The sequence below is a fragment of the Kitasatospora sp. HUAS MG31 genome, assembly GCF_040571325.1.
GTDB lineage: Bacteria > Actinomycetota > Actinomycetes > Streptomycetales > Streptomycetaceae > Kitasatospora > Kitasatospora camelliae.
Map to the genome: position 1 here is coordinate 1,483,467 of NZ_CP159872.1, position 18,567 is coordinate 1,502,033.

Consider the following 18,567-nt stretch of genomic DNA (forward strand, 5'->3'; position numbering starts at 1 on the left):
GGACCTCGCGCCTGGGTGTGGCCGGGACGGACGGGGTGCGGTGCCGTCGGCCCCGTCCGCGGCACCCCTCTCCACTGTCCCACCGCGGCCCGCGTCGCACACCGGGCGACGCGGGCCGCGGTGGCCGCGGGGGCGCTCAGCCGAACCGCTTGCGCCAGCGGCGGGCGCGTTCGTTGTGCCAGTCCACCGCCCGGTCCACCTGGTCGGCGGACAGGCCGCTGGCGTGGGCCAGGGCGTCGATGTTCAGCGGCTCGCCGTGCTGCTCCAGGGCCCGGCAGACCTTGCCGGCCCACTGCTCCTCGACCACGAACGGCCGGCGGCGGTACTGGTCGACCAGCTCGGCGAGGTGGTCGATGGAGCAGGCGGTGAGCACCCGCTTCCCGTCGAAGTCCGGGTCCCAGGCGTGCAGCGCCGACGAGTCGGGGACCAGGGCGAAGAGCTCCTCACCGGGGTCGATCAGCGATCCGCACTGGTCGCACAGCTCCGGGAGCTCCTCCTCGGCGGGCTCCCCTTCCGGGCCGCCCTCGAACGGGCCCTCCCCGGCACCCTCCCCGCCGTCGTCGTCGGGGAAGCCATCGGGGAAGCCGTCGGGGAACTCGTCACCCGGGAACGCGTCACGGTCCATGCCTCTCGCCTCATCCCGGCTGTCGGCCGTTCACCGTGCACCGCAGCCCGCGGGCCGCGGTCGGGTTCCCGACCGGGTCAGTCCTCGCCCAGAACGGCGTACAGCTCGGCGTCCGTCGGCTCGGTGCCTGCGGCGCCGGCCGGAGCGGACCGGTAGGTCTCGGGCCGGGATGCGGGAGCGGCGGCGCCGAGGCCGGCCGCGTACGGCCCGCCCGGTCTCGCCCACTCCTGCTCCCGGCCGCCGGGGCCGTTCCAGCCGCGCCGTTCGGTCGTCTCCATCATGCTCACCTCTCCTGGGATCGGCCCCCCGGCTCGGGAACGGGCGGCGGGCTCGATCGATGCCATCGCGCCCACGCCTTCCCGGTCGAAAACTATCAAAACCGCCCCGAAACGGACAGGGGCGAAGGGCCCGGTCAGGGCGGCGGGACCTCGATCTCCAGCCACACCGTCTTGCCCACGGCCCCCGGCTCGCTCCCCCAGCCGCGGGACAGCCGGTCGACCACCTTGAGGCCGTGGCCGCCCGGCACGGCCGGGTGCCCGCCGGGCCGGATCACCGGCGGGAAGGGGCTCTCGTCGGTGACCTCCACCCGCAGCAGGGCGCCGGTCCGGTGCAGCACGAGTTCGCGCGGACCGCCGGCGTGCAGGCAGGCGTTGGTGATCAGTTCGCTGACCATCAGCAGCACGTCCTCGGTGACCGCCAGCCGGTTCCCCGCGGCCGGCAGCCAGCCCCAGTCCTCCAGCGCCGTCCGGGTGAACTCCCGGGAGCGGCCGACCGATCCACGGATCTCGGTGAGGGCCAGCCGCCTGGTCTGGAGGGTTCCGTCCATCAGCCGGGATCCCCGGCCGCCAGGGCCTCGTCCGCGGTCGGGAACACCTCGAACACCTCGCCGGCTCCGGTGATCTCCAGCAGCCGGGAGACCATCGGCCCGGGCGCGGCGATGACGATCCGGCGGCCGCCCGACTCGGCGGTGAGGCGGGCGCGCAGCAGCAGGTTGAGTCCGGTGGAGTCGCAGAACTCGAGGGCGGCGCAGTCGATCACCACCTGCCGGACGTCGGCGCGCAGCGCGGCGTCCAGGGCCGAGCGCAGCGCGTCGGCGGTGTCGTGGTCGAGCTCGCCGGCCGGGCGCAGCACCACCGCCCGGTCGACCTGTTGCACCGAGACGTTGAGCTCACCGGTCTCACCCGCGGTGTCCATCGGTCACGCTCCTCCCGCCGCCGACGGGTCTCGTCCCACGATAGTCCGGCCGCACCACGGCCCGCCCCCGCACGCGCGGGCGGGCCACGGTGCGGGGGTCGTCGTGCGGGGGCGTCCGGGGGCCGCCGCTCAGTGCAGCCGCAGGCCCATCAGGCAGATGTCGTCCTGCGGGTTGGGCGCGCCCAGGCGGCGCAGCACGTGGTCGAGGCAGCCGGCGACGGAGCCGGCGGGGTGCTCGGCGACGGTCTCCACCAGGCGGTCCAGTTCCCGTCCGGGGTCGGTGCCGCGGCGCACCACCAGGCCGTCGGTGTAGAGCAGCAGGGTGTCCCGGGGGCCGAGGGGCAGCTCGGCGGTGCGGTAGCGGGCGGCGGGCGAGGCGCCGAGCACCAGGCCACTCGGGGAGTCGAGCAGCCGGGCCAGGCCGTCCCGGCTGACCAGCGGCGGCAGGTGGCCGGCCCGGGCCCAGGTCAGCACCCGGCCGTCCGGGTCGAGCCGGCCGCACAGCGCGGTGGCGATGCCGTCGCCGCGTTCGTGGCAGAGCATCCGGTTCAGCCGGTGCAGCAGTTCGTCCGGGCCGGCGCCGGTGTACGCCAGGCCGCGCAGCGCATACCGGAGGCGGGCCATGCCGGCGGCGGCCCGGATGCCGTGGCCGGAGACGTCGCCGACGGCGATCAGGATCGCGCCGTCCGGCAGGGTGAGGAGGTCGGACCAGTCGCCGCCGACCCGGCTGTCGCGCTCGGCGGGCAGGTAGCGGACGGCGACCTCCAGGCCGGCAGCGGGCGGGCCGCCGGGGGCGTCCATCAGCGCGTGCTGGAGAGCGCGTACGGCGCGGTGCTCGGCGGCGGTCTGCCGGCGCTGGTCCAGCAGCCGTTCCCTGGTCCCGGCCAGCTCCTGCTCGGCGCGGCGCCAGGCGGTGACGTCCTGCACCACGCCGCGGACGGCGGCCACCCCGGACGGGGCGGGCCCGGGTACGGTCTCGGCCATGGCCCGCAGGCTGCGGCGGCCGTCCGGTCCGGCCACGCGGAAGCCGAGGGTGACCGGGCCCTTGCCGGCCAGCAGGCGTCCGGCGGCGTCCCGGACAACGCCGCGGTCCTCGGCGACCACCGCGGCCAGGACCTCCTCGACGCCGAGGGCGTTCTCGGGGGCGCCACCGTCCGGTTCGGCGGGCCGGGCGAGGCCGAAGAGCCGCGGCACCTCGCGCGAGCAGGAGATCAGGCGGCCGCCGGCCTCCCAGCTCCAGGTGCCGAGCCGGGCCAGCCGCTGGGCCTGGGCGAGCTGGGCGACCTGCCGCTCCCGGTCGCCGTTGCCGCGGGGCGCCGGCGGGTGGTCGGGTGCCGGCGGGTGATCGGGCTGGTGGCCGTGGGGGCCCGGCGAGCGGTCGACGGCGTCCCGGAACCCGTCCTCGGGCGGCGCGGGGAGGCCGAGCAGGTCGGCGGCGACCTGCGCGGGGCGGCGGCCGCTCTCGCGGGCGAGCCGGAGCAGTTCGTCGCGGGCCTGGTCGGAGCTGCGGGAGAGCCGTTCGGCCAGCAGGCCGGTGGCCCGCTCGATCACGCTCTGCGTCCGCAGGGACCGCCGCAGGTCCTCGACCTCGGCCCGGAGCCGGTCGGCCACGGCCCGCAGCGCGTCCCGTTCGGTGACTTCGTCGGTCATCCCAACCGCCCTGATCCGCGTCAGACCCAGCCTAGGTCGCCCGCCGCGGGCTCGCCCGGCCCGCTCACCGCTCGACCACCTCGGCCCGCACGACCTTCCCGCCCTCGGTCGTCTCCACCCTGACCTCGCGGCTCAACCAGGCCACCACCCGCAGCCCGTAGCCCGTCGGCCCGCCGCGCCGCTGCGGCACGGGCGGTCGCGGGTTGGTGTCCTCGACGGCGACCTCCACCCGGCCGCGGCCCGTCACCGCGAGGGTGAGCCGGCAGGGGCCGGGCGCGTGCAGACAGGCGTTGGCCACCAGCTCCCCGACCACCAGGACCACGTCGCGGCAGGTCTCGGGCCGCAGCGCGGTCGCCGGCTCCACCGCCAGGTCGGTCAGGAACAGGCCGGCCTGGTGCCGGGCGTGGCGGACCGATCCGGGTCTGCCGTCCAGATCGACGGCCAGCGCGGGAATCTGGTGCACGGTCGTACCCCCGGGGAAACTCGGCGACTCCTCTGCGGACGTCTACCCGCGTTCCGCCGGACATGCGCGCCCCACCGCCCACCGGCACGGTGGCGCGCGTCACCTCGCCGGCTCGCCGCATTCGCCGGGGGCGTCCTCCAGGCCCTGACGCAGGCGGGCCAGGACGGACGCCAGCAGCCGGGAGACCTGCATCTGGGAGACGCCGATGCGCTCGGCGATCTCGGTCTGGGTGTGGTGGCCCCAGAAGCGGAGGAGCAGGATCTGCCGGTCGCGGGGGGTGAGGGAGGTGAGGAGGGGGCGGACGGCTTCGCGGAACTCGACGAGTTCGAGGTTGTGGTCGCAGGCGCCGAGCCGGTCGAGCAGGGAGCTGCCGGCCTCGTCCGGGCCGTCGTCGTGCAGGGCGTCCAGGGAGTCCGCCCGGTAGACCCGGCCGGCCTCCAGGCCGCTCAGGACCTCGTCGCGGGTGAGGTGGAGGTCCTCGGCGAGTTCGTCGGGGGCGGGGAGGCGGCCGAGTTGCTGTTCGAGGCGGTCGGAGGCGCGGGCGACCTGGAGGTAGAGCTCCTGCTGGCTGCGGGGGACCCGCAGGGGCCAGGAGGTGTCGCGGAAGAAGCGTTTGATCTCGCCGACGATGGTGGGGATGGCGTAGGTGAGGAACTCGACGCCGCGGTGGTGGTCGTAGCCGTCGACGGCCTTGATCAGGCCGATGGTGCCGACCTGGAGGATGTCCTCCGTCTCGGCGGTGTGGTGGCGCAGGCGGCCGGCGACGAACCGGACCAGCGGCATGTTGAGCTCGATGATGGTGCCGCGGACGTAGCTGTAGGCGTGGCTCTCGCGGTCCAGTTCGGCCAGCCGGGCGAACAGCGCGTCGCTGAGTTCGCGGGCCTCGGTCTTGCCCATCGCCCGCATCTGCTGCGGGGTCGGCCGGGGCAGCTCCTCCGCCGGTACGGGGGCCGTGACGGCGGGGGCCGTGACGGGAGCCGTGACGGCGGGGGCGGGGACGGGCGTGGACGGGGTCGGAGTGGACAACGAGGTCATCTCCCTGCGCGCTTCGGGGCCGTCACCGGCGGCGCGCGGACCGTCGACCGGGCGGCTGAGGGGCGCCGTACACCGCCCGTCTCTGCTGCGGCGCGGCACCCCGGGCACGGGAACCGCGCCCTCGGGACCCGGCGGCTGACCGCCGGGACGGAGGCGGGCAGCCACGCCCGTTCCCTCCGTATCCTTCGCCTACCCGGGATCCGGAATCCGACACTCCACATTTCCCGCCCGGGCCACCACCGCCCGGACCGCCGGGCCCGTGGGCCGATCACCGGGCCCATGGGCCGATCACCGGGTCACCCGGCCAGCAGGACCGCCAGCGCGTCCGCGGTGCCCTCCTCGTCCGCCAGGACGGCCTCGATCAGCCGGCGGGTGTCCGGGTCCCGGTCGCCGAGCCAGCGGGCGATCTCCTGGTACGTGGACACCGCGATCCGGCCGGCCAGCAGGCTCTGCTCCATGGTGGCCCGGAACTCGGCCGCGTCCGGGACGCCGTAGTCGGTGTGGGCCCGCTGAGCCAGGGTGGCGGGGTCGAAGTGGGGCCGGCCGCCGAGCTGGGCGATCCGCTCCGCAACGGCCACGGCGTGCCGCATCTCCTGGTCGGCGTGCTCCTCGTACAGCCGGTTCACCCGGTCCAGGTCCTGGCCGCGGGCCGCCAGCGCGTGCCGGGTGGAGCGCAGCCAGCCGACCACCTCGGTCGCCACCACGTCGTTGAGCACGCTGATCACCCGCTCGGTGTCCAGCCCGTGGCGGTCGGCCACCGGACCGGCCGCCATCGTCTGGCGGGCCTCCCGGCGGATCCGGTCGACGTCCAGCGCGAGGCTCTCGCTCATGGCGGTCCCGTTCCCTTCTGCCGTCTTTCCCGGCATGTCCCGCTCCGGCCGGGCGTCCTGGCCGGCGTCCCGCGACCGTCGTTGGGCACGCCGGCGACCGGGCGCACCGAGAAATCCGGCCGCCCCTCACGCCGAGCGTATGTCCGCACACGCTGGGCCGAAACCGGGCCGCACCCCGCGACGCCGACCGGCCCGGCCGGTGTGCCGGCGCCCGGAACGGGTAGGCCGCCAGCATGTCGACCACCGCGGCGGCGGCCGTCCTCGACGTGGACGGCACGCTGCTCGACACCGCGTACCTGCACACCGTGGCCTGGTGGGAGGCGCTGCGCCAGCACGGCCACCCCGCCCCGATGGCCCGGATCCATCGGGCCGTCGGCCTGCCCCCCGACCGCCTGCTGGAACAGGTCCTCGGGCCGCACCGCGACACCGGCGCGGACCCCCGGATCACCACCGCCCACCAGGCGCTCTACGACCGGCACCGCCCCGCGCTACGCCCCTTCGACGGCGGACCCCGACTGCTCGCCGAGTGCGCGGCGCGCGGCTGGACGGTCGTCCTCACCGCCCCCGCCGGCCACGAGCCCGCGGAACTGCGGCGCCTCCTCGGCGCGGCCCCGTCCGTCACGGTGGTCCCCGGGACGGCCGGATCCGATCCCGTACGCGCCGCCCTCGCCCTGGCCGGCGGAGCGGCCGACCACGCGGTGTTCGTCGGAGCCACCGTCTGGACCGTCCGGACCGCCGTCGGCTGCGGCGTCCCCTGCGTGGCCGTGGAGACCGGCGGCATCCCCGCGGCCGACCTCCGCGACGCGGGCGCCACCGAGGTCCACCCGGACATCGCCACCCTCCTCGCCCACCTGGACGACAGCCTCCTCTCCCGCCCCCGCACCTGGGGCGCCGCCCTCCGCTGACCCGGCGAATCCGGGTCTCTCAGGGGCGCGACCAGCCACGACGGACCCCAACCTGCCGCCCCACACAACTCCCCACACCCCCGGCGGGCCCGCATCCGCTACGGCACCAACCGCGCCACCCCGGTCGCCCCGTGCATCAGCGCCTCCAGCGGCCCGCGCGCGAACCGCGCCGTCCACAGCCCGGCCACCGCCAGCGCCCCCGCGACGAACGCCGCCAGCAGCGGCAGCGACGGCCCCGGATCCAGCTCGATCGCGAGCAGCACGACCACCCCGATGTGCCCGACGTACGCGGTCAGCGACATCCGGCCCACCGCCGCCACGCCCGCGACCGCCACCCCCGCCGCGGCAACCGTCACCGATCCCGAAGCCGCCACGGCCAGGCGGCCCGTCAGCTCCAGGCAGCCCGCGACCACCAGCAGGGCGAACCCGACCGCGCCCAGCACCTCGAAGCTCGTCCCGCTGTGCGGCGCCGCCCCCAGCAGGCCGACGGGATCACCGGGACCGACCGCTCCCTCCCCCTCCCCCGCCCTCACGGCGTCTCCCGCCACCTGGTCGCCCAGCAGCCGCAGCACCAGCCAGGAGCCCCCGTACCCGAGCGCCAGCAACCCGGTCCCGACGGCCGCGGCCCGCCGCCGGACGATCACGCGGGACGGGTCGAGGCGGACCAGGGCCATCCCCGCGAGCACGAAGGGCATCCAGGTGGCGGCCGGGTAGGCGCCGGTGAGCAGCGGGTCGGCGAGGCGGTGCGGCAGCAGGTCGGCCGTGCCGGAGGTCCGCAGCGCGTAGGAGAGTTGGGGGCCGAGCAGGGCCCAGGCGGCGGCGAGGCCGGCCAGGACCGGACCGGGCAGGCGCAGCAGCGGCAGGGCGAGCAGGAAGTACGCGCCGTAGGCGGTGAGGATGAGGCTGATCGGCGGGTCGAGCGCGTCCAGGGCGGTGCCGAGGGCGATCAGCAGGGCGGCGCGGACGGCGATCCGGGCGGCGGCCTGGCGGGCGTCCCGTCCGGTGCGCGGGCGGCGGCCGGCGAGCAGGACCAGTGCGCAGCCGGCGAGCACCGCGAACAGGGCGGAGGCCCGCCCGTGGGCGAGCCGCATCGCGGCGCCGACCGGCCCGCCCACCTCCGGGTCGGGCCCGAGGTGCGCGGCGAACATCCCGAACACGGCGAGGCCCCGGGCGAGGTCCAGTCCGATCAGACGGCCGGCACCCGGCGGCGGCGCGTGCAAAGGGGTGACGGTCGCGGTGCCGACGGTTTCTGACATGCCGTCCACTCTGCCGGGCCCGGCCCGGGTGGTGCATCGGACGGCCGGGGGACGCCGCGACCCGCCGACCGACGGGGTGGCCGGACAGCGGCCGCCGGCCGGGTCATGCGGCGTCCGGGGTCCCGTACCCGCCGCCGCCCGGGGTGCGGATCTCCAGGACGTCGCCGGCCAGCAGGTCCACCGAGGTGCAGCCGGGCAGGTGCTCCACGGTGCCGTCGGCGCGGTGGACCAGGTTGGCGCCGAGGGCGCCGGGTTCGCCGCCGGCCATCCCGTAGGGCGGGACGCGGCGGTGGCCGGAGAGGATGCTGACGGTCACCGGTTCGAGGAAGCGCAGCCGGCGGACCGCGCCGTCGCCGCCGCGCCGCCGGCCGGCGCCGCCGCTGCCGGGCCGGACGGCGAACTCCTCCAGCCGGACGGGCAGCCGCCACTCCAGCACCTCGGGGTCGGTCAGCCGGGAGTTGGTCATGTGGGTCTGGACCACGTCGGCGCCGTCGAAGTCCTCGCCGGCGCCGGAGCCGGAGCCGATGGTCTCGTAGTACTGGTGCCGCGGGTTGCCGAAGCTGAGGTTGTTCATCGTGCCGGAGCCCTCCGCCTGGAGGCCGAGGGCGGCGTAGAGGGCGCCGGTGACGGCCTGGGAGGTCTCGACGTTTCCGGCCACGACGGCGGCGGGGTGGACGGGGGCGAGCATCGAGCCGGGCGGGATGACGATCCGCAGCGGGCGCAGGCAGCCGTCGTTGAGCGGGATGTCGTCGGCGACCAGGGTCCGGAAGACGTAGAGGACGGCGGCGGTGACCACCGAGCTGGGGGCGTTGAAGTTGCTGTCCAGTTGCGCGGAGGTGCCGGTGAAGTCGAGGGTGGCGGTGCGCGCGTCACGGTCCACCGAGATCCGGACGGCGATCACCGCGCCGGAGTCGGTCTCGTACCGGTAGGAGCCCTCGGCGAGGACGTCGACCACCCGCCTAACGGCCTGCTCGGCGTTGTCCTGGACGTGCCGCATGTACGCCTGGACGACGTCCAGCCCGAACTGGTCGATCATCCGGCCGACCTCCTCCACGCCCTTGCGGTTGGCGGCGATCTGCGCGCGCAGGTCGGCGAGGTTGGTGGCGGGGTCGCGGGAGGGGTGGCGGGCGCCGGTGAGCAGGTCCAGGGTCTCGGCCTCGCGCAGCCGGCCGTTCTCGACCAGCAGCCAGGAGTCGAGGAGCACGCCCTCCTCGTCGATCGTCCGGCTGGCGGCGGGCATCGAGCCGGGGGTGAGTCCGCCGATCTCGGCGTGGTGGCCGCGGGAGGCGACGTAGAAGAGGATCTCCGCTCCGTCCTGGTCGAAGACGGGGGTGACCACGGTGACGTCCGGCAGGTGGGTGCCGCCGTGGTACGGGTCGTTGACGGCGTACGCGTCGCCGGGGCGCAGCTCGGCGCCGCGGCGGCGGATGACCTCCTGGACGGTGCTGCCCATGGAGCCGAGGTGGACCGGGATGTGCGGGGCGTTGGCGACCAGGCTGCCGGTGGGGTCGAAGAGGGCACAGGAGAAGTCCAGCCGTTCCTTGATGTTGACCGACTGGGCGGTGGACTCCAGTCGGGCGCCCATCTGTTCGGCGATGGACATGAAGAGGTTGTTGAAGATCTCCAGCATCACCGGGTCGGCCTCGGCGCCCACCTCGGCTTCCTCGACCGATTTCCGACGTTCCATCAGCAGCTGGCCGTGCTCGGCCATCCGGGCCCGCCAGCCCGGGTCGACCACGGTGGTGGAGCCGGACTCGGCGATCACGGCCGGGCCGTCCACGGTGTCGCCGCGGCCGAGGGCGGCGCGGCTGAGCAGCGGGACGGTGCGCCACTGCCCGCCGACGTAGCAGCGGGCCTCCCGGGCCTGGCTCTCCTCCGGTACCGGGTCGGGGAGTTCGGGCTGGTCGGTGAGGCCGGTGGCCTCGACGGCGAGCGCCTCGACGGTGATCGGCCGGTCCATCAGGAAGGAGTAGACGGCCCGGTGGGCGTCCCGGAACGCGGCGGTCATCGTTTCGGGGTCGTCCAGCGGCACCTCCAGGGCGGTGTCGGTGCCCTCGTACCGCAGCCGGGCGCGGAGTGCGGTGCGGATCCGGTCGGCCGGTACGCCCTCGTCCAGCAGCTCGGTCCTGGCGGCCCGTTCCAGGGCCGTGGCGGTGTCCCGGACGGAGGCCGTCGCGGCTTCGCCGAGCGGGAGTTCGACGGACTGTTCGCGCAGGGCGGTGGTGTCGGCGAGGCCGATGCCGAGGGCGGAGAGCACGCCCGCCATCGGCGGGACCAGGACGGTGCGGATGCCGAGGGCGTCGGCGACCGCGCAGGCGTGCTGCCCGCCGGCTCCGCCGAAGCTGGTCAGCGCGTAGCCGGTGACGTCCCGGCCGCGCTGCACCGAGATCCGTTTGACGGCGTTGGCCACGTTGGCCACCGCGACCTGGAGGAAGCCCTCGGCGACCTGTTCGGGGGTCCGGTGGTCGCCGGTGGCCGTCCGGATCTCCTCGGCCAGCTCGGCGAAGCCGCGCCGGACCGGCTCCGGGTCCAGCGGAAGGTCGCCCGACGGGCCGAACACCGCCGGGAAGCAGGAGGGTTGGATCCGTCCGAGCATCACGTTGGCGTCGGTGACGGTGAGCGGCCCGCCGCGTCGGTAGCAGACCGGGCCGGGGTCGGCGCCGGCGGACTGCGGGCCCACCCGGTAGCGGCTGCCGTCGAACCGCAGCACCGAGCCGCCGCCCGCCGCCACGGTGTGGATGGCCAGCATCGGGGCGCGCAGCCGGACCCCGGCCACCCGGGTGTCCTGGACCCGTTCGAAGGCGCCCGCGTAGTGCGAGACGTCGGTGGAGGTGCCGCCCATGTCGAAGCCGATCACCCGCCGGAACCCGGCCAGTTCGGCCATCCTGGCCATGCCGACGATCCCGCCGGCCGGCCCGGAGAGCACGGCGTCCTTGCCGCGGAAGTGCCCGGCCTCCGCCAGCCCGCCGTTGGACTGCATGAACATCAGCCGGACGCCCGGCAGTTGCTCGCCGACCCGGCGGACGTAGCGGCGCAGGACCGGGGACAGGTAGGCGTCCACCACGGCGGTGTCGCCGCGCGGGACCAGCTTCATCAGCGGGCTGACCTCGCTGGAGAGCGAGACCTGCGGCAGGCCGAGCAGCGTCGCGAGGGCGCCGACGGCCCGCTCGTTGGCCGGGTGGAGGTGGCTGTGCAGGCAGACCACCGCGACGGCTCCGATGCCGTCCTCCCGTGCCTGCCGCAACTCCCGCTCCAGCAGGTCGAGTCGGGGTTCCCGCAGGACGGTGCCGTCGGCCGCGGTCCGCTCCTCGACCTCGATCACCCGCTCGTACAGCGGGTCGGGAAGCTCGATCCGGCGGTCGAAGATCCGGGGCCGGTTCTGGTAGCCGATGCGCAGCGCGTCGCGGAAGCCGCGGGTGATCACCAGGGCGGTGCGTTCGCCGGTCCGCTCCAGCAGGGCGTTGGTGGCGACGGTGGTGCCCATCCGGACGGACTCGACCCGCTCGGCGTCCACCGGTGCGTCCTCGGGCAGGCCCAGCAGCGCCCGGATGCCGGCCACGGCCGGGTCGCGGTAGCGGGCGGGGTTGTCGGAGAGCAGCTTGTGGGTGGCCAGCCGGCCGTCCGGGCGCAGCGCCACCACGTCGGTGAAGGTGCCGCCGCGGTCCACCCAGAACCGCCACCGGCCGGCCTTCGCCGGCTGCGGCGGTCGGGCCGCTGCGGGCGGTGGTGTCCCGGTGGGCACGGCCGTGTCCTAGGCGCCGGTGAGGAGACCGGCGTTGCCGGCCAGCGAGGCGGCCCGCTCGGCGCACTGGCGCAGGTGGCAGGCGAGCAGGGTGGACTCGGTGGCGTCGGCCACGCTCGGCGGGCCGTCCCCGGTGAGCAGTTCGCGGTGGAGCAGCCGCTGGCGCAGGCCGATCTCGTCCAGGTCCTCGGTGAGCTGGGTGGGGGTCGCGGTGGCCAGGGCCTCGCCGGCGGCGGCGACCGTGCCGAGGGCGGTGCCGGCGATGGTGCGCAGCGGCAGCCGGAGCCGGGCGGGCAGCGGTCCGCTGTCGTGGCGGGCCCAGGCGATGCCGGCGATGTGCCGGATCAGCACGGCGAGGCCCTCGAAGTCGTCGCCCAGGTGGGCGTCGGCGACCAGGCGCCGCAGGTCGGCCGGGGTGGCCGGGTCCCGGGTCGGGGCGGCAGCGGCGGAGTCCTCGATCTCGTCCAGCAGCTCGTGCAGGGCGCGGTCGGCGGCGGTGAGGTCGGCGGCCTGCGTGGCCTCGGCCTCCAGCAGTCCGGCGGTGGCCCGGCCCAGCGCGGTGTGCACCAGGGCGGCCATCCGCGCCATCCGCTCGGTCTCCGGCATCGGCGAACCCCCGTTCCGGCCCGGGTCGGCGGCCTGGTCCCGGCCGCGTCGGCGGGCACTCCTCCTGCCATCAAAGCACGGGGGCGCCGGGCCCCGCCCCGCGTGGCCGGCCCTGCGCGCCCTGGTGGCGCCGGGATGCCGCCGATTGCCGACCGGCCGGGCCGGGCGGAGCGTGGAAGGGAGCCCGCAGGAGGCGACATGAGCAGCGAGGTGCATCCCGTGGAGTACGGCGGGACGGCCCGGCCGGTGACCGTGGCCCTCGCCGGGGACACCATGCTGGGCCGCTCGGTGGCCCGGCAGGTGGCCGCGGGCGCGGGGCTCGCGGAGCTGTTCGCGCCGGAGGTCCGCCGGGTCGCGGCGGAGGCCGACCTGTTCGTGCTCAACCTGGAGTGCTGCGTCTCGGCCCGGGGCGGCCGCTGGCCGGACCCGGGCAAGCAGTTCTTCTTCCGGGCACCGCCCCGCACCGCCGACCTGCTGGCCGAGTTGGGCGTGGACTGCGTGACCCTCGCCAACAACCACGCGCTGGACTACGGCCGCACGGCCCTCGACGACACCCTCACCCACCTCGCGGCGGCCGGGGTGCGGACGGTCGGCGCCGGCGAGGACCTCCGGGCCGCGCGCGAGTACGCGGTGCTCACCGCGCACGGCCTGCGGATCGCGGTGGTCGGCGTGACCGACCACCCGGCGGACTTCGCGGCCGGCCCGGACCGGTCCGGGGTGGCCCACGCCGACCTCCGGCACGGCGCACCGGACTGGCTGGCCGCCCTGGTGGAGCGGGCCGCCGAGGAGGCCGACGCGGTGCTGGTCACCCCGCACTGGGGGCCGAACATGACCTCCGGCCCGGCGCCGTACATCCGCCGGGCCGCGGCGGAGCTGCTGGAGGCCGGGGCGACGCTGGTCGCGGGGCACTCGGCGCACGTGTTCCACGGCGCCGCCGACCGGGTGCTGTACGACCTGGGCGACTTCCTCGACGACTACGCGGTGGACCCGGTGCTGCGCAACGACCTCGGTCTGCTGTTCCTGGTCACCTTCGCCCCGGAGGGCGTGCCGGTACGGGTCGCGGCCGTCCCGCTCCACCTGGACTACTGCCGGACCGAGCCGGCCCGCGGCGGGCGGCGGCGGTGGATCCGGGAGCGGTTCACCGGCGCCTGCGCGGAGCTGGGCACCGGGGTGGCGGCGGAGGGGGACCGGCTGGTGATCGACTGGAGCGGGCAGCGGGTCGGCGGCTGACCGCGCCCCGGGGGCCGCCGGCCCGGGGGTCGACGGGCCCGGGGCGGTCGGCCGCGGCGGGGTCAGACGTTGACGCCGTAGTCCAGCGCGATGCCGCGCAGGCCGGAGGCGTAGCCCTGGCCGATGGCGCGGAACTTCCACTCGGCGCCGTTGCGGTAGAGCTCGCCGAAGACCATGGCGGTCTCGGTGGAGGCGTCCTCGGTGAGGTCGTAGCGGGCGACCTCGCCGCCGTCCGCGGCGTTGACCACGCGGATGAAGGCGTTGCGGACCTGGCCGAAGCTCTGGCCGCGGTTGTCGGCGTCGTAGATGGAGACCGGGAAGACCACCTTGGTGACCGTGGGCGGCACGGCGGCCAGGTCGACCCGGATCTGCTCGTCGTCGCCGTCGCCGCCACCGGTCAGGTTGTCGCCGCTGTGCTCGACCGAACCGTCCGGGCTGGTCAGGTTGTTGTAGAAGACGAAGTGCTTGTCGGTGAGCACCCGGCCGCTCTCGCCGCACAGCAGCGCGCTGGCGTCCAGGTCGAAGTCCGCGCCGGAGGTGGAGCGGACGTCCCAGCCGAGACCGACGATCACCGCGGTGAGGCCCGGGGCCTCCTTGGTCAGCGAAACGTTGCCGCCCTTGGCGAGCGAGACTCCCATGGTGTCCTCCGACTTTCCGCGCGCCGGTCCGCTCTCGGCCGGCTCCCTCCTGACGCGGCATTGAATCTACAGCACTGTAGATCAGTACCGTGTCCGCCCCGGGCCCTCCGACCGGTCCCGTTGACGGTCAGTAGGATCGGCCGCGGCGCCCGGAGACCCGGGGGCACCGCGAACCCGAGGAGAGGCCGCGATGGACGAACAGCCGGACACCCCGGCCCAGTCCCCCCGCGCCCGCAGGCGCGGGCAGGGCGAGCTGGAGACCCAGGTCCTGGCGGCGCTGCGGGAGGCCCCCGAACCCGTCACCGCCCAGTGGGTGCAGCGGCGGCTCGACGGCGGCCTCGCCTACACCACCGTGATGACCATCCTGTCCCGCCTGCACACCAAGGGCGCCGTCTCCCGCAGCCGCTCCGGCCGGTCCTGCCTGTGGCTGGCCGCCGCCGACGCGGCGGGCCTCGCCGCCCTGCGGATGCGCCGCGTCCTGGACACCCAGACCGACCGGGACGCCGTCCTCGCCAGCTTCGTCAGCGCCCTGCTCCCCCAGGACGAGGAACTGCTGCGCGCCCTGCTCGACGGCCCGGCGGGCGGAGACGAGGACTGACCGATGGGCGTGTTCGTCTTCCTGCCGCTCGTCCTGCCCCTCACCGCCCTGCCCATCGCCCGCCTCGCCGAGCAGCACCTGCACCCGCGCGTCGCCGCCCGCCTGCTCACCGCGATCGCCGTGGTGATGGCCCTCAGCTGCGCCGTCAGCCTCGCCCTGCTCTTCGTGGTCGGCACCGCCCACATCCCCGGGAACCCGCTGCCGGACACCTGGTCCGACCCCGAGGTCCGCGACGCCGTCCCGCTGCCGGAGGCCGTCGGCGGCAGCGCGATCCTCGCCCTCACCGCCGTCCTGTTCGCCTGCGGCCGCACCCTCCGCCACCACCTGCGGGTCCGCCGCGCCGCCCGGCGCGCCCTCGCCCAACTCCCGGACGGCCCCGGGCCCGCCGTCCTGCCCGACGACACCCCGTACGCCTACGCGCTCCCCGGCCGCCGGGCCAGGATCGTGCTCTCCACCGGCATGGTCGCCGGCCTCACCGAGCCCGAGCAGGCCGTCCTGCTCGCCCACGAGCAGGCCCACCTGACCCACCGCCACCACCGCCACCTGCTGGCCACCCAGCTCGCCGCCTGCGTCAACCCGTTCCTGTGGCCGCTGCGTCAGGCGGTCGCGTACAGCACCGAGCGCTGGGCGGACGAGGAGGCCGCCCGGGCGGTCGGCGACCGCCGCCTCACCGCCCGGGCCGTCGCCCGGGCCGCCCTGCTCTCCCCGCCCGCCGCGGCCGCCGGCCTGGCCGCCTTCGCCGCCCCCGGACCGGTCCCCCGCCGGGTCGCCGCCCTGCTCGGCCCCGTCCCCGACGTCCGCCCCTGGCCCCCGGCCCGCACCCCCGCCGGCCTCGCCGCCCTGATCGCGGCCGCCGGCACCGCCGCCTCGGCCCTCTCCTCCCTCAACGCCACCTTCGCCCTGCTGATCCTCCTCAAGCTCGCCACGCCGCTGTAGGGCTCGTCCGACCACGGCCCCGCCCCGAGCGCTCCAGCCTGCCGAGCGGCGGGCGGGCTGCCTACCATGCCAGGAGACGGCGAGGAGGTGCCTTGCGATGACCGACGAAGCGATCCCCGGGATCGACCCGGCCGTCCCGCCGAGCGGCGAGGGCTGCGCGGAGTGCCTGTCCGGCGGCGGCTGGTGGTTCCACCTGCGGCGGTGCGCCGCCTGCGGACACATCGGCTGCTGCGACTCCTCCCCCGCCCAGCACGCCACCGCCCACGCCCGCGAAGCCGGCCACCCCTTCCTCGCCAGCTTCGAACCGGGCGAGGACTGGTTCTGGAACGTCGAGACCCAGGCCTTCTACCGCGGCCCGGCCCTCGCCCCGCCCCTCTCCCACCCCGAATCCCAACCCGTCCCGGGCCCGCCCGGCAACGTCCCCACGGACTGGCAGCAGCACCTCCACTGACCCCGGTGCGGATCTCGCCCCTCGGCCCCCGGCCTGCGGCGGCGGGATGATGGGACGGGGCCACCCGTGAGGGGGCAGTCGATGTCGCAGCCGCAGTCCACCACCGCCTGGGTGGTCGACCATCCGGGGCCCGCCGCGTCCCGGCCGCTGACCCTGGTCGAGCGGCCGGTGCCCGCGCCGGGCCCGGCCGAGCTGATGGTCGGGGTGGACGCCTGCGGGGTCTGCCGGACCGACCTCCACCTGGCGGAGGGCGATCTGCCGCCCCGGCTGCCGCGCTGCACCCCTGGCCACGAGGTGGTCGGCCGGGTGCTGGCGTCCGGCTCCGGGGTGCACGGGTTCGCCGTCGGCGACCGGGTGGGCGTGGCGTGGCTGGCCGGCACCTGCGGCGACTGCCGGTACTGCCGGGCCGGGCACGAGAACCTGTGCCCGCTCTCCCGGTACACCGGCTGGGACCTGCACGGCGGCTACGCCCGGTGCACCGCCGCCGACTTCCGGTACGCCTACCACCTGCCCGAGGGTCCGCCCGCCGAGGAGCTGGCGCCGCTGCTCTGCGCGGGCCTGATCGGCTACCGCGCCCTCCAGCGTGCCGAGCTGCCGCCGGGCGGCCGCCTCGGCGTGTACGGCTTCGGCGCCTCCGCGCACCTGACCGCGCAGCTGGCGATCGCCCGCGGCGCCACCGTCCACGTGCTGACCCGGTCCGAGTCGGCCCGGCGGCTGGCCCTGGAGCTCGGCGCGGCCTCCGCCCGGGGCGCGTACGACGCACCGCCGGAGCCGCTCGACGCGGCGATCCTGTTCGCCCCGGTCGGCGACCTCGTGCCGCCCGCGCTGGCCGCCCTCGCCCGCGGCGGGACCCTGGCGGTGGCCGGGATCCACCTCAGCGAGATCCCCGCGCTGGACTACCAGCGGCACCTTTTCCAGGAACGTACGCTACGCAGCGTGACCGCCAACACCCGGGCGGACGGCCGCGCGTACCTCGGCGAGATCGCCGCACACCCGCCCACCGTCCGCGTCGAGCGCTACCCGCTCACCGCCGCGGACGCCGCCCTCGCCGACCTCGCCGCCGACCGGATCACCGGCGTCGCCGTCCTCCTGCCCGACTGACCGACGGACCGACGGACCGACGGACGGCCCGCCGACCCGAACGGACGACCCGCCGGCGGCCCCGCCGACCCGGGAGGTCAGTGCCCGCGCTGCCCCAGCGTGAACAGCAGGATCACGAAGCCCGCGAACACATGGGTGCCCGCGATGTAGATCGACGCCCGGATCAGCATCGCCCTGCGCTTGGACCTCTCGTCCCGGACGGCCTCGGACACCTGCGGCTCCTCTTCCCGAATGCGCGACTTCCCGAATTGCGCGACCGAATGCGCGGCCCACGCGCGGCCCCTGTGCGGCCCGTGCGCGCGCCCCGGCCGTCCAGCCTACGAGGCGCCGGCCCGCGTCCCGGCCCCTTCCGGCGGACCGGCGGGCGTTCCCGATCCCCACGTGGCCAAGATCACCCTCCGCTACCACCCACCTACGGTGGCGTAGGTCACTTCACAAGGTGAAACATCTCCTGTCATGGCCGACTATCAGGAGACCCTTGACCTCAGTTCCTACGCAGCCCTCGGGGACAGCTTCACCGAGGGCCTGAACGACCCCGGCCCCGGTGACCGGTTCGCGGGCTGGGCCGACCGCCTGGCCGGGATGCTCGCCGCACAACGCCCGGACGGCGACTTCCGCTACGCCAACCTGGCAGTCCGCGGCCGGCTGCTCGACCAGATCGTGGCCGAGCAGGTCCCGCAGATCCGGCAGATCCAGCCGGACCTGGTGACCTTCTGCGCCGGCGGCAACGACATCCTCCGCCCGGGCAGCGACCCGGACGAGATCGCCGAGCGCTTCGAGAACGCGGTGCTGGAGCTGCGCCGCGACGCAGGAACGGTGCTGATCTGCACCGGCTTCGACACCCGTACGGTCCCGGTGCTGCGCCACCTGCGCGGCAAGATCGCGACCTACAACGTCCACCTGCGGGCCATCGCGGACCGCAACGGCTGCGCGGTGGCCGACCTCTGGTCGCTGCGCACGGTCCACGACCGGCGCGCCTGGAGCGACGACCGGCTGCACCTGTCGCCCGAGGGCCACCAGCGGGTGGCGCTGCTCGCGGCCCGCGCGCTCGGTCTGCCGACCGAGCAGGACCCGGCGGCGCCGTGGCCGGCCCAGCCGGAGCCGACCGCGGCCGAGGTACGCCGGGAGAACCTCCAGTGGGCCCGCACCTACCTGCTCCCGTGGGTCGGCCGGCGCCTGCGCGGCGAGTCCTCCGGCGACCACGTCGAGGCGAAGCGCCCGGAGCTGCTCCCGCTCTGACGCCACGCGCCGTGGGCGCCCGGCGGGCGCCCACCGGACCACGGGCGAGCGGGAACACCGGAGGGCCG

At 76.0% G+C, this 18,567-nt stretch carries 20 protein-coding genes; 7 read left to right on the top strand and 13 right to left on the bottom strand.

The window, feature by feature from the left end:
• Window positions 1–136: 136 nt before the first annotated feature.
• From ABWK59_RS07010 to ABWK59_RS07045, 8 genes are all read right to left on the bottom strand, one after another.
• Window positions 137–625 carry a hypothetical protein gene (locus tag ABWK59_RS07010; protein ID WP_354638800.1) on the bottom strand — a complete coding sequence of 163 codons (489 nt, stop codon included), beginning with the start codon at window positions 623–625 and terminating at the stop codon, window positions 137–139.
• A 77-nt stretch (window positions 626–702) separates the two neighbouring features.
• Entirely contained in the window at window positions 703–906 is a 204-nt protein-coding gene (locus tag ABWK59_RS07015; protein ID WP_354638801.1) for a hypothetical protein, read from the bottom strand.
• 131 nt (window positions 907–1,037) lie between these two features.
• Entirely contained in the window at window positions 1,038–1,451 is a 414-nt protein-coding gene (locus ABWK59_RS07020; RefSeq protein ID WP_354638803.1) for an ATP-binding protein, read from the bottom strand.
• Window positions 1,451–1,819, bottom strand: coding sequence for an STAS domain-containing protein (locus ABWK59_RS07025; RefSeq protein WP_354638805.1), 369 nt, complete (start codon window positions 1,817–1,819; stop codon window positions 1,451–1,453). The genes ABWK59_RS07020 and ABWK59_RS07025 overlap by 1 nt, the downstream gene beginning before the upstream one ends.
• A 129-nt stretch (window positions 1,820–1,948) precedes the next feature.
• Window positions 1,949–3,469 carry a SpoIIE family protein phosphatase gene (locus ABWK59_RS07030; protein ID WP_354638807.1) on the bottom strand — a complete coding sequence of 507 codons (1,521 nt, stop codon included), beginning with the start codon at window positions 3,467–3,469 and terminating at the stop codon, window positions 1,949–1,951.
• Between the two features lie 64 nt (window positions 3,470–3,533).
• On the bottom strand, window positions 3,534–3,932 hold the full coding sequence (locus ABWK59_RS07035; RefSeq protein WP_354638809.1) for an ATP-binding protein: 399 nt from the start codon (window positions 3,930–3,932) through the stop codon (window positions 3,534–3,536).
• Between the two features lie 99 nt (window positions 3,933–4,031).
• On the bottom strand, window positions 4,032–4,967 hold the full coding sequence (locus ABWK59_RS07040) for a SigB/SigF/SigG family RNA polymerase sigma factor (RefSeq protein ID WP_420492738.1): 936 nt from the start codon (window positions 4,965–4,967) through the stop codon (window positions 4,032–4,034).
• Between the two features lie 296 nt (window positions 4,968–5,263).
• Entirely contained in the window at window positions 5,264–5,797 is a 534-nt protein-coding gene (locus ABWK59_RS07045; RefSeq protein ID WP_354638813.1) for a ferritin-like domain-containing protein, read from the bottom strand.
• A gap of 233 nt (window positions 5,798–6,030) precedes the next feature.
• On the opposite strand from ABWK59_RS07045, the gene ABWK59_RS07050 reads away from it, so the two are divergent.
• A complete protein-coding gene (locus ABWK59_RS07050) occupies window positions 6,031–6,702 on the top strand; it encodes an HAD family hydrolase (RefSeq protein ID WP_354638815.1) in 672 nt (223 codons plus the stop codon).
• A gap of 98 nt (window positions 6,703–6,800) precedes the next feature.
• Here ABWK59_RS07050 and ABWK59_RS07055 read toward each other — a convergent pair whose 3' ends face one another.
• The 3 genes from ABWK59_RS07055 to ABWK59_RS07065 all read right to left on the bottom strand — a co-directional run bounded on the left by ABWK59_RS07055 (window position 6,801) and on the right by ABWK59_RS07065 (window position 12,306).
• Window positions 6,801–7,958 (bottom strand): heparan-alpha-glucosaminide N-acetyltransferase domain-containing protein, encoded by a 1,158-nt coding sequence (locus tag ABWK59_RS07055; protein ID WP_354638817.1) that lies wholly within the window; start codon window positions 7,956–7,958, stop codon window positions 6,801–6,803.
• Between the two features lie 103 nt (window positions 7,959–8,061).
• Window positions 8,062–11,625: a hydantoinase B/oxoprolinase family protein gene (locus ABWK59_RS07060; protein WP_354644848.1), complete on the bottom strand. Its 3,564-nt coding sequence runs from the start codon at window positions 11,623–11,625 to the stop codon at window positions 8,062–8,064.
• Between the two features lie 84 nt (window positions 11,626–11,709).
• Window positions 11,710–12,306, bottom strand: coding sequence for a hypothetical protein (locus ABWK59_RS07065; RefSeq protein ID WP_354638819.1), 597 nt, complete (start codon window positions 12,304–12,306; stop codon window positions 11,710–11,712).
• Between the two features lie 198 nt (window positions 12,307–12,504).
• On the opposite strand from ABWK59_RS07065, the gene ABWK59_RS07070 reads away from it, so the two are divergent.
• Window positions 12,505–13,536, top strand: coding sequence for a CapA family protein (locus ABWK59_RS07070; RefSeq protein ID WP_354638820.1), 1,032 nt, complete (start codon window positions 12,505–12,507; stop codon window positions 13,534–13,536).
• Between the two features lie 62 nt (window positions 13,537–13,598).
• On the opposite strand, the gene ABWK59_RS07075 is transcribed toward ABWK59_RS07070, so the two are convergent.
• On the bottom strand, window positions 13,599–14,174 hold the full coding sequence (locus tag ABWK59_RS07075) for a TerD family protein (protein ID WP_354638821.1): 576 nt from the start codon (window positions 14,172–14,174) through the stop codon (window positions 13,599–13,601).
• Window positions 14,175–14,364: 190 nt separating this feature from the next.
• Between ABWK59_RS07075 and ABWK59_RS07080 the strand changes: the two genes are divergently transcribed.
• The 4 genes from ABWK59_RS07080 (at window position 14,365) to ABWK59_RS07095 (ending at window position 17,260) form a co-directional block, all read left to right on the top strand.
• Window positions 14,365–14,772 carry a BlaI/MecI/CopY family transcriptional regulator gene (locus ABWK59_RS07080; RefSeq protein WP_354638823.1) on the top strand — a complete coding sequence of 136 codons (408 nt, stop codon included), beginning with the start codon at window positions 14,365–14,367 and terminating at the stop codon, window positions 14,770–14,772.
• Window positions 14,773–14,775: 3 nt separating this feature from the next.
• Window positions 14,776–15,708, top strand: a complete 933-nt coding sequence (locus tag ABWK59_RS07085; protein ID WP_354638824.1) for a M48 family metalloprotease — start codon at window positions 14,776–14,778, stop codon at window positions 15,706–15,708.
• A 97-nt stretch (window positions 15,709–15,805) separates the two neighbouring features.
• A complete protein-coding gene (locus ABWK59_RS07090) occupies window positions 15,806–16,159 on the top strand; it encodes a UBP-type zinc finger domain-containing protein (RefSeq protein ID WP_354638826.1) in 354 nt (117 codons plus the stop codon).
• An 81-nt stretch (window positions 16,160–16,240) separates the two neighbouring features.
• Complete coding sequence (locus tag ABWK59_RS07095) at window positions 16,241–17,260, top strand: zinc-dependent alcohol dehydrogenase family protein (protein WP_354638828.1); 1,020 nt, start codon at window positions 16,241–16,243, stop codon at window positions 17,258–17,260.
• 77 nt (window positions 17,261–17,337) lie between these two features.
• Here the strand turns inward: ABWK59_RS07095 and ABWK59_RS07100 are convergent, their stop codons facing one another.
• The gene (locus tag ABWK59_RS07100) at window positions 17,338–17,472 is read right to left on the bottom strand and encodes a DUF6126 family protein (RefSeq protein WP_354638829.1); all 135 of its coding nucleotides are present in this window, start codon (window positions 17,470–17,472) and stop codon (window positions 17,338–17,340) included.
• Window positions 17,473–17,716: 244 nt separating this feature from the next.
• Between ABWK59_RS07100 and ABWK59_RS07105 the strand changes: the two genes are divergently transcribed.
• Window positions 17,717–18,499 (top strand): SGNH/GDSL hydrolase family protein, encoded by a 783-nt coding sequence (locus ABWK59_RS07105; RefSeq protein ID WP_354638831.1) that lies wholly within the window; start codon window positions 17,717–17,719, stop codon window positions 18,497–18,499.
• The last annotated feature ends 68 nt before the right edge of the window (window positions 18,500–18,567 follow it).